The sequence below is a fragment of the Streptomyces sp. R21 genome (assembly GCF_041051975.1).
Taxonomy (GTDB): Bacteria; Actinomycetota; Actinomycetes; order Streptomycetales; family Streptomycetaceae; genus Streptomyces.
Map to the genome: position 1 here is coordinate 1,726,344 of NZ_CP163435.1, position 14,922 is coordinate 1,741,265.

Consider the following 14,922-nt stretch of genomic DNA (forward strand, 5'->3'; position numbering starts at 1 on the left):
AGGCAAAGGCCTCCGGCGTCTCAGCGGTTCGCCACCGCCTGCTTCACCAAGGTCTTCCCGAAGTCCCACATCAGGCCGCCGCCACTGTGCGCGTCGTCCATCACCGCGGTGAACGCCTCGACGAAGCGGTCCACGTCCCCCTCGTCGACGACCAGCGGGGGAATCAGCTTGATCACTTCCAGGTGGTCGCCGGAGACCTGGGTGAGGATGCGGTGCCGCTGGAGCAGCGGGACGACGACCATCTGCGCGAACAGGCCCTTGCGCGCGGCCTGCAGCATGGTCCAACGGCTGCGCAGCTTCAGCGACTTGGGCCTCCCGAACTCGATGCCGATCATCAGGCCGCGGCCGCGGACGTCGCTCAGCAGCTCATAGGTGTCGATCAGCGCCGCGAGCCGGGACTTCAACTGGTCCCCCATGACGCGGGCGTTCGCCACGACCTGCTCGTTCTCCATGACCGACAGCACGGCGAGGCCGGCCGCCATGGCCTGGGCGTTCGCACCGAAGCTCGCCGAGTGGACGAGGACCCGGTCCATGGACGAGTAGACCTTCTTGAAGATCCAGTCCTTGCCCAGGGTCGCCCCGACGGGCACATAGCCCCCGGACAGCGCCTTGGCCACGCACACCAGGTCCGGCTCCACGCCGTCCTCGTGCTGGTAGGCGTAGAAGTCCCCGGTCCGGCCGAGCCCGGTCTGCACCTCGTCGGCGATGAGCAGCGCCTTGTGCCGGTGCAGCAACTCCTGGGCGGCGCGCAGATATCCGGGCGGCGTCTCGTGCACACCCTTGCCCTGGATGGGCTCGACGATGAGCGCGGCGACATCGCCCTTCTTCAACTCCCGTGCCAGGGTGTCGAGATCACCGAGGGGGACGGCCGTGTCGGGCAGCAGCGGGGCGAAGCCGTCGCGGAAGCCGTCCTCGCCGTTCACCGAGAGCGAGCCGGTGGTCAGCCCGTGGAAGGCGTGCGCGCAGTACAGGATGCGCGGCTTCCCGGTGGCGTACCGGGCGAACTTCAGCGCGGTCTCGACGGCCTCCGTCCCGCTGTTGCCGAAGAACACCCGGTCCAGGTGCGGGCTGTGGGCAAGCAGCCGCTCGGCGAGCAGGCCGGGCAGGGGCTGGCAGTCGAAGCGGGTGAGGTCGGCGAGCGAGGCGTCCAGGACGTCGTGCAGCGCCTGGCGGACGACGGGGTGATGGCGGCCCAGGCCCATCACCCCGAACCCCGCGAGCATGTCCAGGTAGTCGTTGCCGTCCGCGTCCCAGAAGTGTGTGCCCTCGGCCCGCTCGTAGACCTTGTCGAAGCCGATGGTGTGCAGCATGCGCGGGAGCTGGTGGTTCAGGTACTTGGCGTGCAGCTCGTAGCGCTCGGCTCCGCGTTCGGCGAGGAGTGCGCCGAGGTCGAACTCCCCCTTCTGAGCAGGGTCGGTCATTCCTTCTTCTCCTTGGACAGCTCTTCCTTGACGGCCAGCCCGGCGCTGATCCGCCCCGCGATCTCGACGGGCGTGAGCCCTATGTCGGCCAGCACCTCGCCCCGCTTGGCGTGCGCGAGGAACTGCTCCGGGATGCCGAACCGCCGTACGGGTACGTCGACTTCGGCGTCGCTCAGCGCCAGCGCGACCGCGGCGCCGACCCCGGCGGCCCGGCTGTTGTCCTCGACGACCGCGACCATGCGGTGCTCGGCGGCGAGGCCGGGCAGCGACGGGTCGACCGGCTTGACCCAGCGCGGGTCGACGATCGTGCAGCCGATGCCGCGGGCTTCGAGCAGCTCGGCGGCCTGGAGGCAGACCGGCGCCATGACGCCGACGGCGACGAGCAGCACCTCGGGACGCTCCCCGCGGTGCAGCACGTCCACCCCGCCCACGTGGTCGATCGCCGGAATCGACGGTCCCACCGACTCCTTGGGGAAGCGGATGAGGGTCGGCGCGTCGTCGACGGCGACCGCTTCGCGCAGCTGGGCCCGCAGCTGGTCGGCGTCGCGCGGCGCGGCGATCCTGAGGCCGGGCACCACCTGGAGGATCGACATGTCCCACATGCCGTTGTGCGAGGCGCCGTCGACGCCGGTGACGCCGGCCCGGTCCAGCACGAAGGTCACGCCGCAGCGGTGCAGCGCGACATCCATCAGGAGCTGGTCGAAGGCCCGGTTGAGGAAGGTCGCGTAGACGGCGACGACGGGATGCAGTCCGCCGGTGGCGAGGCCGGCCGCCGAGACCGTGGCGTGCTGTTCGGCGATGCCGACGTCCCACACCCGGTCGGGGAACTTCTCGGCGAACTTGCCGAGGCCCACCGGGTGCAGCATGGCCGCCGTGATCGCCACGACGTCCTCGCGCTCCGCCCCGATCGAGACGATCTCGTCGCCGAACACCGACGTCCAGGAAGGCCCGTTGGAGGGTGCCAGGGGCTCGCAGGTGAGCGGGTCCATCACGCCGACCGTGTGGAAGCGGTCCTCGTCGTGGGCGAGCGCGGGCTCGTAACCGCGCCCCTTCTCCGTCAGGCAGTGGATGAGCACGGGCCCGTGGAAGCGCTTCGCGCGCCGCAGCGCCGACTCCACGGCCCCCACGTCGTGCCCGTCGATCGGCCCGACGTACTTGAGGCCGAGGTCCTCGAACATGCCCTGCGGTGCGAACGCGTCCTTGAACCCCTTCTTCGCGCCGTGCAGCGACTCGTAGACGGTGCTGCCGATCACCGGCGTGCGCAACAGCACGTCCTTGCCCCAGGCGAGAACCTTCTCGTAGCTGTCGGTCGTGCGCAGCGTGGCGAGGTGGTTGGCGAGGCCGCCGATCGTGGGCGAGTAGGAGCGTTCGTTGTCGTTGACGACGATGATCAGCGGGCGGTCCTTGGCGGCGGCGATGTTGTTCAGCGCCTCCCACGCCATGCCGCCGGTGAGCGCGCCGTCGCCGATGACCGCGACGACATGGCCCTTCTCGCCCTGCACCTGCCGGGCCTTGGCGAGTCCGTCCGCCCAGCCGAGCGCCGTGGAGGCGTGGCTGTTCTCGATGACGTCGTGCTCGGACTCGTCGCGCGACGGGTAGCCGGACAGGCCGCCCTTGCTGCGCAGCTTCGAGAAGTCCTGACGCCCTGTCAGCATTTTGTGTACGTAGCTCTGGTGGCCGGTGTCCCACAGAATGCGGTCGACGGGCGACTCGAAGACCCGGTGGAGCGCGATGGAGAGTTCCACCACCCCCAGATTGGGCCCGAGGTGACCGCCGGTCCTGGCGACCGCGTGCACCAGGAACTCCCGGATCTCCTCGGCCAGTTCGCCGATCTCCGCCTCGGACAGCGCCTTCAGGTCGCGTGGTCCCCGGATGCTCTCCAGAATCGTCACGCTCGGGCCCCCTCTCGGTCCGTGCCTACTTCACTTCACGGTGACGGCCGGTTCCCCGGACGTGACGCCGTCCTTCTCCATCTGTTCGGCGATCTTCATCGCCTCGTCGATGAGGGTCTCCACGATCTTCGACTCGGGGACCGTCTTGATGACCTCTCCCTTGACGAAGATCTGGCCCTTGCCGTTGCCGGAGGCGACGCCGAGGTCGGCCTCGCGGGCCTCGCCCGGGCCGTTGACGACGCAGCCCATGACCGCGACGCGCAACGGCACCTCCATCCCCTCCAGGCCGGCCGTGACCTCTTCGGCCAGCTTGTACACGTCGACCTGGGCCCGCCCGCAGGACGGGCACGAGACGATCTCCAGGCGGCGCTGCCTGAGGCCGAGCGACTCCAGGATCTGGATGCCGACCTTGCACTCCTCGGCGGGCGGGGCGCTGAGCGACACCCGGATGGTGTCCCCGATGCCCTCGCTGAGCAGCGCCCCGAAGGCGACCGCCGATTTGATCGTGCCCTGGAAGGCGGGGCCCGCCTCGGTCACGCCGAGGTGCAGCGGGTAGTCGCACTGCGCCGCCAGCTGGCGGTAGGCGTTGACCATGACCACCGGGTCGTTGTGCTTGACCGAGATCTTGATGTCGCGGAACCCGTGCTCCTCGAAGAGCGACGCCTCCCACAGCGCCGACTCGACGAGCGCCTCGGGCGTGGCCCTGCCGTACTTCTGCAGCAGCCGCCGGTCGAGCGAGCCCGCGTTGACGCCGATCCGGATCGGCGTGCCCGCGTCCTTGGCGGCCCGCGCGATCTCCTTCACCTTGTCGTCGAACTGCTTGATGTTGCCCGGGTTCACCCGCACCGCCGCGCAGCCCGCGTCGATCGCCGCGAACACGTACTTCGGCTGGAAGTGGATGTCCGCGATCACCGGGATCTGCGACTTGCGGGCGATGGTCGCGAGCGCGTCCGCGTCGTCCTGTGTGGGACAGGCGACGCGCACGATCTGGCAGCCGGACGCGGTGAGTTCCGCGATCTGCTGGAGCGTGGCGCCGATGTCCGACGTACGCGTCGTCGTCATCGACTGCACCGACACGGGTGCCCCGCCCCCGACCGCCACCGGTCCGACCTGGATCTGCCGCGAGACGCGGCGCTCCGCGATCGGTCGGACCGGCACCTCGGGGACGCCCAAGGAAACGGCGGTCATGACGTCAGCCCTTGCTTTCCGTGAAGGTCTCGCGGGCGGCGCGCAGCGACTCCTTGAGGGAGCCCATGGTCGCGAGGACGGCGGTCGGCTCATAGCCGCAGTGCGCCATGCAGTTGGCGCACCGGTCGTCCTTGCCGCGGCCGTAGGAGTCCCAGTCGGTCTCCTCCAGGAGCTGCTTGTACGTCTGCACGTACCCGTCGCTCATCAGATAGCAGGGTTTCTGCCAGCCGAAGAGCGAGTAGCTCGGGATCGCCCACGCGGTGCACGGGAAGTCGACCTTGCCCTCCAGGAAGTCCAGGAAGAGCGGGCTCTGGTTGAGCCGCCAGCGGCGCCGGTTGCCACCCGCGAAGGCCTTCTTGAACAGCTCCCGGGTCTGCTGGACGCCGAGGAAGTGATCCTGGTCGGGAGCCTTCTCGTAGGCGTAGGCGGGCGAGAGCATCATCTCGTCCACCTTCAGGTCGTCATTGAGGTAGTTGAGGACCTCGATGATCGTCTGCGGGGTGTCGGTGTTGAAGAAGGTCGAGTTGGTGGTGACCCGGAAGCCGCGCCGCTTGGCCTCCTTGATGGCCTCCACCGCCTCGTCGAACACGCCTTCCTTGGCCACGGACTCGTCGTGCCGCTCGCGCAGCCCGTCGATGTGCACGGCCCACGCGAAGTAGGGAGAGGGCTTGAACTTGTCCATCTTCTTGCGCATCAACAAGGCGTTGGTGCAGAGGAAGACGAACTTCTTCTTCGCCACCAACTGCCGCACGATCTCGTCGATCTGAGGGTGCATCAGCGGCTCGCCGCCGGCGATGGACACCATCGGCGCGCCGGACTCCAGCACCGCGCCCACGGCCTGCGCGACCGGCATGCGCTGCTTCAGCACCCCCGCCGGGTGCTGGATCTTGCCGCAGCCCTCGCATGCGAGGTTGCAGGCGAAGAGCGGCTCCAACTCGACGAGCAGCGCGAACTTGTCCCGCTTCCTGAGCTTCTGTTCAAACAGATATGCAGCGACCTTCATGGTCTGGCGCAGCGGCATGGCCATCTGGCTCACCTCCGAGGGAGCAACAAAGAACGGTGCCATTCAAAAAAAGCGGGAAGGACGGCACGAAGGACACGGAAAGCTGATATTCCACCGCGCACCGTGCCGATACGGACGAGTTCATGTTCTGGAGCGTCCACGACCACCCGTACGGCCGCAACCGGGCGCACGCCCGTGCGCACGGCGCTGAGGAGCGTGGACGCCGACTCCATGTCGACCGCGATTGCGCCGGTCGCGAGCAGATCCGCCCGTTCGTGACCGCGGACGACGTGATCGGAGCCGGTGAGCGGCCCCGTGTGGACGGTGCGCCCCGGCACGGCGCGCACGAGTTCCTTGACGAGCAGCTCGGTGCCCACACAGGCGGTCGTACCGCGCGGATCCCTGGTCTCCTCGGCGACCACCAGGTCACCGGGGTGCATGCCGGGGGCGAGCCCCGCGCAGAAGCCCGTGGCCAGGACGGCCGCCTCGCGCAGCGCCGGGTCGGCGAGTACGCGGGTCACGGACCGCTCGGCGGCCTTGGGCCCCATGCCGGTGCGCAGCACGGTGACGGGCCCGTCGGCGCCGCTGCGGTCGCCGCTGCGCAGGGCGAGGTGCTCGATGCCGAGCGCGCAGGCGATCAGCAGCGGTGCTTGTTCGGGCTTGGAGCTCATCAACCCCCCTTGACCTGGGCGGACGGCTCGCCGTTGACGTAGCGGCCGAGCGCGGTGAGCGGGAAGACCTGGCGGTAGAGGTGGTAGTTGATCGAGAAGTCCCACGGGAACCCGGTGCCGGTGAAGTACGGCTCGTCCCAGGAGCCGTCCGCCAGCTGGGTCTCCGCGAGCCAGGCGACCCCGCGCTCCACCGCCTTGGATTCGGCCTCCCCGGCGGCGAGCAGCGCCATCAGCGCCCAGCCCGTCTGCGAGGGCGTCGAGGCGCCGCGCCCGCTCCACTCGGCCGCGTCGTGGTAGGAGCGCAGGTCCTCGCCCCAGCCGCCGTCGTCGTTCTGCACGGTCTCCAGCCAGGTCACCGCCCGGCGGATCGCGGGGTGGGCGGCGGGGAATCCGGCAGCGACCAGCGCGGGCACCACCGACCCCGTGCCGTAGACGTAGTTGACACCCCAGCGGCCGAACCAGGAGCCGTTCGCCTCCTGTTCGGCGAGCAGCCACTCGATGCCGCGCCGGGTGCGCGGGTCATGGGCCAGGCCCTCGAAGGCGAGCATCTCCACGACGTGCGCGGTGACGTCCGCGGACGGCGGGTCGATGACCTCGCCGAAGTCGCAGAACGGCAAACGGTTCGGGAACGGGCTGGTGTTGTCGACGTCGAAGGCACCCCAGGCGCCGTTCTTCGACTGCATGCCGAGGTTCCAGCGGACCCCGCGCCCGATGGCCTTCTCGACGCGTTCCGGGTCGTGGTGCCTGACCCGGCGCAGCGCGAGCACCACCTCGGCGGTGTCGTCGATGTCGGGGTAGTTGTCGTTGTGGAACTCGAACGCCCAGCCGCCCGGCGGCAGTTGGGGCCGCTTGACCGACCAGTCCCCGGGCCGCACGATCTCCTCGCCGAGCATCCAGTCCGCGGCCTTCACCAGCGCCGGATGGTCGGCGGGCAGCCCCGCGTCGGCGAGCGCGATGGTGGCGAGGCAGGTGTCCCACACCGGGGACTGGCAGGCCTCGATCATCCGGGCCCCGTCCTCGCGCCACACCGCGAAGCGGTCCAGGGACTCCAACCCGGCGCGCATCACCGGGTGTTCGAGGTCATAACCCAGCAGGTGCAGCGCGATGACCGAGTACACGGCGGGCGGCTGGATGCCTCCCCAGCAGCCGTCGTTCTCCTGCCGCTCGATGATCCAGCGCGCGGCGGTGTTCATGGCCGCCTTGCGCAGTCGGCGCGGAGCGACCTTGCGATAGGTGTGCAGCGCCTTGTCCAGTCGCTGGAAGACGCCGTCCCAACTCGCCACGGGGGCAAGCTGCTTGACCGGGTTGGGGTCGCCCGCGTCGCTGTGCAGCTCGTCCAGCGGGAACGGCGCGGGACGCACCGGGCGCTTGGCGGAGACGATCGTCAGCGGCACGATGGTCTGCCGCGCCCAGCACCCGAAGTCGTAGATGTTCAGCGGCACCCACTTCGGGAAGTAGATGAGCTCCGGCGGGAGTTCGGGCAGGTCGTCCCACTTCCACCAGCCGAACAGCGCGAGCCAGATCCGGGTGAAGACGCGGGCCGCGGCGATGCCGCCCCGCTCGCGGACCCATGCGGACGCCCGCGCCATGTGCGGCTCGTCCGGGCCGTCCCCGGCCAGCCGCAGGGCGACGTACGCCTCGATGGTGGCGGAGAGGTCGCCCGGTCCGCCGTAGAAAGTGGCCCAGGCGCCGTCGTCGCGCTGCTCGCCGCGGATGAAGAGCCCGGTGGCGCTCGTGGTCGCCTCGTCACGGATCCCCAGGAACTGGCGCAGCAGCAGGTCCTCGGCGTCCATCGTGATGTTCGTCTCGAGGTCGCCCTTCCACCAGCCCTGGGCGTCCTGCCGCGAGAGCAGGAAGTCGGTGGCGCGCTGTATCGCGCGCACGGCGGCGTCCCGGGTCTCGACTGTCCCGGCCGCCGCGGGAGTCGTCTCTCTACGGGTTTCGCTGGCCGCGGCAGCGCGGGGCGGCAGGGCCCCGGTGCTTCCGTCGGTCGTCGCTGTCATGGCTTCCCCTTCGTGCAGTGGTTCTTCTGCTGTGGGTCCGCCGTCGGCCGGTGCTCGTGCTGCCGGACACCGGCCGGCGACTAAGCGAGGGTCATTCGACCGATAGTGATCATCTCTTCCGTACGACGACGAAGTCGGCGAGCGCCACGAACTGGTCCCGTACTCGGAGGGGCATGTCGACCAAGTCCAGCGCGTCGACGGCGATCGTGTGCTGGCGGCGCGCCTCCTGAGCGGTCCACTCGCGGCCGCCCGCCTCCTCGATGAGCGCGGCGCGCACGGCGAACTCCTCCTCGGAGAAGTTCTCGAAGTCGCTGCTCTTGGCGTCGGCGGCGAGCAGTTCGGCCAGGCGCTCGGAGGCGGGCCCGCCCGCGGCGAGCGCGGCCACCACCGGCAGGGACTTCTTGCGCTGGCGCAGATCGCTCCAGGTCTGCTTGCCGGTCGCCTCCGGGTCGCCCCAGATGCCCAGCAGGTCGTCGACGGCCTGGAAGGCGAGGCCCAGGTGGTAGCCGTACTTCTCCAGGGTGTCGGCCGTGCGGTCGTCGGCGCCGCCGAGCACCGCGCCGATGGAGCAGGCGCAGGCGAGCAGGGCGCCCGTCTTGTTGCCCTCCATCTCCAGGCACTCCTCGACGGTGACCCGCTCGCGGTGCTCGTAGGAGATGTCCTGCGCCTGGCCGTCGATCAGGGCGCGGGTCGCGGTGGTCAGCCGGCGGGTGGCGCGGCCGGCCTCGACGGTGCCGAGCTCCAGCAGCAGCTCGTTGGCCAGCGCGAACAGGGCGTCGCCGACGAGGATGGCCTGGGCAGGGCCGTGCACCTTCCAGACGGTGTCGCGGTGGCGGCGCTGCTCGTCGCCGTCCATCAGGTCGTCGTGCAGCAGCGAGAAGTTGTGCACCAGCTCGACGGCGACCGCTCCGGGCACGCCCACCTCGGGTGCGGCGCCGGTGACCTCGGCGGAGAGCACCGCGAGCGCGGGGCGCACGGCCTTGCCGCCGTCGCCGTCGGCGGGGTTGCCCTCGGCGTCGATCCAGCCGAAGTGATAGGCGGCGACGGTGTCCATGGGGGGTGCCAGGCGGTCGACGGCCGCCCGCAGTACCGGTGTGGCCAGGGTCCGGCCGCGCTCCAGGAGCGCGGTCACGTCCACCGCGTCGGCAGCCGTTTCGGCCGGGGGCACAGTGGGCACAGTCTCTCCTCTTGTTGCGGTACCGGGGGTGCGGGGACCAGTCCCGTGCAGATCGAGCGTCATGCCGCCTCCTCGAAGGACTCGAAGGACTCGAACACTTCGAGGAGATGATCGCGGGGCCGGCCCAGGGCGCTCAGCGCGGCACCGGCCGCACCGACGCCACTGCGGACCGCACTCTCCATGGTCGCGGGCCACCCTGTGGCGGTCCACGCTCCGGCCAGGTACAGGCCGGGGGCCTTGGTGCGGGCGCCGGGCCGCAGTCGACCGACGCCGGGGGTGGGGGCGAACGTCGCCGTGCGCTCCCGGGTCACGAAGAAGTCCTTCACCTCGGCGCCGCGCGCGCCGGGCAGCAGCCGCTCCAGCTCGGGCAGATAGCGCTCGCGCAGTACGGCGACGGGCTCGTCGATCTCGTCCTGGGCGGCCGACTGCGACAGCGCCAGGTACTGGCCCTGGCGCAGCCCGGAGGCCTCGGTGCGGTCGAAGACCCACTGCACCGGGGAGCCGAGCGCCGCGAAGAACGGCCGCGCGAGCACCTTGCGGTCGTAGACCACGTGGATGTTGAGGATCGGCGCGGTGCCGATCTCCAGCAGCCGCTCAGGGGCGTCGAGCGCGCCCTCGGGCAGCAGATCGTGGGTCTCGCGCTGGGGTACGGCGAGGACGACCGCGTCGGCGTCGATGCGCTCGCCGGGAACCTGAACGCTCCAACGCCCGTTTCCGTTAGGGGAGATGGAGGTGACGCGTGTACGGACTTCGGTACGGACGCCCGCGGAGTCGAGCGCCTTGCGGGCCAGAGTGTCGTGCAGTTCGCCCAGCGGGACGCGCGCCCAGCCGATGTCGGCCGCGCCCGGGTCGGACAGCAGACCGGTCTTGAACACCATCGCGGCGAGCGCGAGCGAGGAATCGCCGGCCACCGCGTTGAGGGTGGCGACCCCCACCAGGTCCCACAGTGCCTCGATGGCACGCTCCGACTGACCGTGCTCGGCCAGCCAGGTGCCGAAGTTCTGCGCGTCGAGCGCGGGATCGGCGAGGTCCAGGCCCTTGAGCGCCAGTGCGGCACGGCCGACCTTGGCGCGCGCGGCGAGCGACAGATGGGGATACGTCGCGAGGCTTTTCGCCAGATGCAGTGGTACGGGCAGTGCCGTGCGGCCGATTCTGCCGAGCCGTCGCCCGGGCCTGCCCTCCGCGTCGAGAACGGGCACGTCGAGACGATCCTGCAGCGGCGCCAGCGGGGCTCCGTCGATGCGGTCGAGGAACCACCGGTAGGCGGTGCAGCAGCGCAGGTACACATGCTGCCCGTTGTCCACGGTGAGATCGCCGCGCTGGAAGGAGAAGGCGAGTCCGCCGAGCCGCGGCCGCCCCTCCAGCAGGGTCACCCGCACCCCGGCGTCGGCGAGCGCGAGCGCGGCGGTGATCCCGGCGAGCCCTCCGCCGACCACCACGGCGGACGCCCGCTCGGACGCGCTGGGCGCCTCCGCCTCCGTACCCTCACTCATCGCATGCCCTCCCCGTCGACCGTGCCGCAGTGATTGAACGATGCACGGCAGGTCGCTGCAGTCAGGGACGCCACGCGGCGACGGAGGGTTGCGTGCCGCTTTTTTCCGCTGGAATCACCTTGGCCCATTTTGTCCATCAGGCGCGCCTCCTGATCGCCTGGCGCGACACATGCCGGGCATCGAGGCCGGACAGGCCGCGCACGGCGACGTAGGCCTTCTCCCGTCCGGGCAGCGAGACCCGGCCGCGCAGCACGGCCTCCGGCTCGCGCTCGATGCGGTCCAGGAGGCGGCGGTAGATGCCGGCCATGGCCGCGACACAGGCGCCGCTGCGCCGGTCCAGCATCGGAAGCAGCCGGTAGCCCTCGGCGAAAAGAGCGCGGGCCCGACGCACTTCGAAGTGCACGAGGCCCGCGAAGTCGGAGCCCTCCGGTGGATTCGGACCGTTGAACCCGGCCGAGCAGCCGAACTTGGCCAGGTCGTCGGCGGGCAGATAGGTGCGCCCGCCCTCGGCGTCCTCGCGCACGTCCCGCAGGATGTTGGTGAGCTGGAGCGCGAGCCCGAGCGTGTCGGCATACTCCGGCGCGCGCTCGGCTCCGCGCGCCCCCCGTTCCGTGCCGAACACGCCGAGCGAGAGCCGCCCGATCGCCCCGGCCACGCAGCGGCAGTAGACCTTCAGGTCGTCCCAGGTCTCGTAGGTCTCGCCGCGTACGTCCATCACGACGCCGTCGATGAGCTCGTCGAGCCCTTCGAGCGGGATCGGGAAGTGCGTCCCGGCGTGAGCGAGGGCGACCGCGACCGGGTCGGTGTCGTCCTCGTCGACGCGGCCCTCACGGACCCGCGTGAGCAGCGCTCTCGTCTCCTCCAGACGCGTCGTCTTGACGTCCGACGCCAGCGTGCCGTCACCGATGTCGTCGACGCGCCGCGAGAACGCGTAGAGCGCCGACATCGCACGGCGCTTGGGCGTCGGCAGCAGTCTGATGCCGTACGCGAAATTCCTGGCCTGCTGCCCGGTCACTGCCTCGCAGTAGCTGTACGCGGCGAGTACCGGTGCTGACACGTGCTGTTCCGACTCCACGGTCCGGATCACCCCTCTCCTCGCAGAGTCACGCCCGCCTCACGCAGCAGCCGGAGCTTGCCGGGCTTGGGCGGGCCGGGAAGTACGTCGAATTCAGCGGCGGCGATCGCGTGGATCGCCGCCCTTCCCCCCGCCACGAACCCTGCGAGCAGCAGCTTCAGCCTGCCGTGGACGCTACCCACGAGGGGGGTGCCTTCATTCAGGAGGTTCAGGGCGCGTTCCGCTTCGTATGCAACCAGTGCGCGCACTGATGCGCCCGCGGTGGTCGTGGCGAGATCCGCCTCCTGGACGTGAAAGCGCTTCATGTCCTGGGCGGGAAGATAGATCCGGTCGCGGCCGAGGTCCTCGGCGACGTCCTGGAGGTGTTCGACGATCTGCAGCGCGGTGCAGATCTCGTCGGAGCGGCGGACGCGCTCGGGCGTCGAGGTGCCGGTGACGGCGAGGACGAGGCGGCCGACGGGGTTGGCGGAGAGCTCGCAGTAGGCGAGCAGGTCGTCGTAGGTCTCGTACCGCTTGACCAGCTGGTCCTGGCGGTTGGCTGCGATCAGGCCGAGGAAGGGCTCGGGGGCGAGGCGGGCACGCCGCACGGTGGGCTGGAGCCTGCGCAGCAGAGGGTGGCGCGGAGTCGAGTCGAACACCCGGTGAAGATCGTCTTCGAAGGCGTCGAGGAGCACCAGCCTGTCGTCGGCCTCCCGCGGGGAGACGCCGAGCAGTCGGGCGTCCGCGCCGCCGGGGGCCAGGTCGCCGTCGCCGATGTCGTCCACCAGGCGGGCGAAGCCGTACACGGCCATCAGGTCCTCGCGCCAGGCCTTGGGCAGGAAGAACGGCGCCACGGGGAAGTTCTCGTCCGCGGCCTTGTCGAGCGTGCCGCGCTCGGGGCCCCCGGCGCGCTCCGTCCCTGCTCCTGTCACCGCTCACTTCCCGCTACGGGGACGGCACACGCATCGCGCAGCTGGAGAGTTTCCGTAGCCATAGCCGTCACATCTCCCGTTCTACACTGCCGACCCAATACTGCCCATTTCGGACACGCCGCCCGGAGGTCCGCGCAGCGCGGCCGATGCCGGTGTCGCGCATTATCGCCCTACTTGACGCGATTCAGCACCGGTACAGCTTACGTTGTACAACGCGCTGCGCTCCGTCGGGGTGTCCTGCACATCACAAGAACACACCGATTGACGTCAAGATTCCTAAGGGTGGCCGGAGTTGGCGTTTCCTTTGCAGACGCAGGGCCCCGCCGGGCAGTTCCGGCGGGGCCCTGGGCAAAACGGTTTACTTCCCCGTGAACTTCTCGTACTCCTTGAGGACCTCTTCGGTCGGGCCGTCCATGCGCAGTTCGCCGCGCTCCAGCCACAGCACGCGGTCGCAGGTGTCGCGGATCGACTTGTTGTTGTGGCTGACCAGGAACACCGTGCCGGCTTCCTTGCGCAGCTCGCGGATGCGGGCCTCGGAGCGCTTCTGGAACTTGCGGTCGCCGGTGGCGAGGGCCTCGTCGATCATCAGGACGTCGTGGTCCTTGGCCGCCGCGATGGAGAAGCGCAGCCGGGCCGCCATGCCGGAGGAGTACGTCCGCATCGGCAGCGTGATGAAGTCGCCCTTCTCGTTGATGCCGGAGAAGTCGACGATCTCCTCGTAGCGCTCCTTGATCTGCTCGCGGGACATGCCCATGGCGAGCCCGCCCAATATGACGTTCCGCTCGCCCGTCAGGTCGTTCATCAGGGCCGCGTTGACGCCCAGCAGCGAGGGCTGACCGTCGGTGTAGACGTGGCCCTTCTCGGCGGGGAGCAGCCCGGCGATCGCGCGCAGCAGGGTGGACTTGCCGGAGCCGTTGGAGCCGATCAGGCCGATGGCCTCGCCGCGGTAGGCGGTGAAGGAGACGCCCCTGACGGCATGCACCTTGCGCACGCCGCGCTCCTCGCCGCGCTTGAGGATGCGGCTGAGGGCGGAGGTCGCGCTGCCCTTGCCGGTCTTGGCTCCGTTGACGCGGTAGACGATGTGCAGTTCGTCCGCGATGACGGTGGGAACGTGGGATCGCTGCGGGGTCTCAGCCACGGCCGTACCTCTCTTCAGCCTTCCAGAAGTACACGAATCCGCCGACGGCGATCGCCACGGCCCAGAACAGCGCGATGAGCCAGACATGCGGCGGCAGGTTGCCCGAGCCGTAGCCGTCGATGAGCGCGAAGCGCATCAGGTCCATGTACACGGCGGCCGGGTTCACCTCGAGGATGCGGGCGATCCACGGCGGGCGGCCCTCCAGCATGTGCGAGATGGAGAACATCACGCCCGACGCGTACATCCAGGTGCGCAGCAGGAAGGGCATCAGCTGCGCGAGGTCGGGGGTCTTGGCCCCCGCCCGGGCCACGATCAGCGCGAGGCCGGTGTTGAAGAGGAACTGCAGGGCGAGCACCGGGACGATCAACAGCCACGACAGGCCCGGGTAGCTGCCGAACGCCATCGCCACGGCGAACAGCACGATCATCGAGAACAGCAGCTGCTGGAGCTGCTGGAGCGCGAACGAGATCGGCAGCGAGGCGCGTGGGAAGTGCAGGGCGCGGACCAGGCCGAGGTTGCCGGAGATCGCGCGGACACCCGCCATGATCGAGCTCTGCGTGAAGGTGAAGACGAACACACCCGTCACCAGGAAGGGGATGTACACGTCGTGCGGCATGCCCCGGCTGGCCTTGAGGATGAAGCCGAAGATGAAGTAGTACACGGCCGCGTTCAGCAGCGGGGTGGCCACCTGCCACAACTGGCCGAGCTTGGCCTGGCTGTACTGCGCGGTGAGCTTCGCCTGCGAGAAGGCCAGGATGAAGTGACGCCGTCCCCAGAGCTGACGGACGTACTCGACGAGTCCGGGCCGGGCGCCGCTCACGGCCAGCCCGTACTTGGCAGCCACCTCGGCCGCTGTCAGCCCTTCATCGGGCGACGGTCGGTCGCTCACCGCGACTCCGCCGTCATGCGTTGTCTCACTCACAAGTGGAAACTTTCGTCCTCTAAGTACG

Annotated in this window: 13 protein-coding genes; all 13 read right to left on the bottom strand. The window is 69.9% G+C overall.

Annotated elements, in window-relative coordinates; genetic code table 11:
• Positions 1–20: 20 nt before the first annotated feature.
• The 13 genes from AB5J56_RS08015 to AB5J56_RS08075 all read right to left on the bottom strand — a co-directional run bounded on the left by AB5J56_RS08015 (position 21) and on the right by AB5J56_RS08075 (position 14,894).
• Positions 21–1,421 carry an aspartate aminotransferase family protein gene (locus AB5J56_RS08015; protein ID WP_369231438.1) on the bottom strand — a complete coding sequence of 467 codons (1,401 nt, stop codon included), beginning with the start codon at positions 1,419–1,421 and terminating at the stop codon, positions 21–23.
• Positions 1,418–3,313 (bottom strand): 1-deoxy-D-xylulose-5-phosphate synthase, encoded by a 1,896-nt coding sequence (gene dxs, locus AB5J56_RS08020; RefSeq protein WP_369231440.1) that lies wholly within the window; start codon positions 3,311–3,313, stop codon positions 1,418–1,420. Before dxs ends, AB5J56_RS08015 begins: the two co-directional genes overlap by 4 nt.
• Positions 3,314–3,343: 30 nt before the next feature.
• Complete coding sequence (gene ispG, locus AB5J56_RS08025) at positions 3,344–4,501, bottom strand: flavodoxin-dependent (E)-4-hydroxy-3-methylbut-2-enyl-diphosphate synthase (RefSeq protein ID WP_369231442.1); 1,158 nt, start codon at positions 4,499–4,501, stop codon at positions 3,344–3,346.
• Positions 4,502–4,505: 4 nt separating this feature from the next.
• The gene (gene hpnH, locus AB5J56_RS08030) at positions 4,506–5,528 is read right to left on the bottom strand and encodes an adenosyl-hopene transferase HpnH (RefSeq protein ID WP_369231444.1); all 1,023 of its coding nucleotides are present in this window, start codon (positions 5,526–5,528) and stop codon (positions 4,506–4,508) included.
• 5 nt (positions 5,529–5,533) lie between these two features.
• Entirely contained in the window at positions 5,534–6,175 is a 642-nt protein-coding gene (locus AB5J56_RS08035) for a 1-hydroxy-2-methyl-2-butenyl 4-diphosphate reductase (RefSeq protein ID WP_369231446.1), read from the bottom strand.
• Entirely contained in the window at positions 6,175–8,178 is a 2,004-nt protein-coding gene (shc, locus tag AB5J56_RS08040; protein WP_369231448.1) for a squalene--hopene cyclase, read from the bottom strand. Before shc ends, AB5J56_RS08035 begins: the two co-directional genes overlap by 1 nt.
• A gap of 109 nt (positions 8,179–8,287) precedes the next feature.
• Entirely contained in the window at positions 8,288–9,418 is a 1,131-nt protein-coding gene (locus AB5J56_RS08045; protein WP_369231450.1) for a polyprenyl synthetase family protein, read from the bottom strand.
• Complete coding sequence (hpnE, locus tag AB5J56_RS08050) at positions 9,415–10,848, bottom strand: hydroxysqualene dehydroxylase HpnE (RefSeq protein ID WP_369231452.1); 1,434 nt, start codon at positions 10,846–10,848, stop codon at positions 9,415–9,417. The genes AB5J56_RS08045 and hpnE overlap by 4 nt, the downstream gene beginning before the upstream one ends.
• Positions 10,845–10,985, bottom strand: a complete 141-nt coding sequence (locus tag AB5J56_RS08055) for a DUF6380 family protein (protein WP_369231454.1) — start codon at positions 10,983–10,985, stop codon at positions 10,845–10,847. The genes hpnE and AB5J56_RS08055 overlap by 4 nt, the downstream gene beginning before the upstream one ends.
• Complete coding sequence (gene hpnD / locus AB5J56_RS08060; RefSeq protein ID WP_369231456.1) at positions 10,985–11,935, bottom strand: presqualene diphosphate synthase HpnD; 951 nt, start codon at positions 11,933–11,935, stop codon at positions 10,985–10,987. Before hpnD ends, AB5J56_RS08055 begins: the two co-directional genes overlap by 1 nt.
• Positions 11,932–12,834, bottom strand: coding sequence for a squalene synthase HpnC (hpnC, locus tag AB5J56_RS08065; protein ID WP_369231458.1), 903 nt, complete (start codon positions 12,832–12,834; stop codon positions 11,932–11,934). Before hpnC ends, hpnD begins: the two co-directional genes overlap by 4 nt.
• A gap of 358 nt (positions 12,835–13,192) precedes the next feature.
• Positions 13,193–13,972, bottom strand: a complete 780-nt coding sequence (locus AB5J56_RS08070) for an ABC transporter ATP-binding protein (protein WP_369231460.1) — start codon at positions 13,970–13,972, stop codon at positions 13,193–13,195.
• The gene (locus AB5J56_RS08075) at positions 13,965–14,894 is read right to left on the bottom strand and encodes an ABC transporter permease (RefSeq protein WP_369231461.1); all 930 of its coding nucleotides are present in this window, start codon (positions 14,892–14,894) and stop codon (positions 13,965–13,967) included. Before AB5J56_RS08075 ends, AB5J56_RS08070 begins: the two co-directional genes overlap by 8 nt.
• Between the last annotated feature and the right edge of the window lie 28 nt (positions 14,895–14,922).

What these genes read in the sequence shown, in the direction of transcription:
- shc (WP_369231448.1), bottom strand. Translation starts at nt 8,178, where the DNA reads ATGACAGCGACGACCGACGGAAGCACCGGGGCCCTGCCGCCCCGCGCT.
- AB5J56_RS08055 (WP_369231454.1), bottom strand. Translation starts at nt 10,985, where the DNA reads ATGGACAAAATGGGCCAAGGTGATTCCAGCGGAAAAAAGCGGCACGCA.
- ispG (WP_369231442.1), bottom strand. Translation starts at nt 4,501, where the DNA reads ATGACCGCCGTTTCCTTGGGCGTCCCCGAGGTGCCGGTCCGACCGATC.
- AB5J56_RS08015 (WP_369231438.1), bottom strand. Translation starts at nt 1,421, where the DNA reads ATGACCGACCCTGCTCAGAAGGGGGAGTTCGACCTCGGCGCACTCCTC.
- AB5J56_RS08045 (WP_369231450.1), bottom strand. Translation starts at nt 9,418, where the DNA reads ATGACGCTCGATCTGCACGGGACTGGTCCCCGCACCCCCGGTACCGCA.
- hpnE (WP_369231452.1), bottom strand. Translation starts at nt 10,848, where the DNA reads ATGAGTGAGGGTACGGAGGCGGAGGCGCCCAGCGCGTCCGAGCGGGCG.
- AB5J56_RS08035 (WP_369231446.1), bottom strand. Translation starts at nt 6,175, where the DNA reads ATGAGCTCCAAGCCCGAACAAGCACCGCTGCTGATCGCCTGCGCGCTC.
- hpnH (WP_369231444.1), bottom strand. Translation starts at nt 5,528, where the DNA reads ATGGCCATGCCGCTGCGCCAGACCATGAAGGTCGCTGCATATCTGTTT.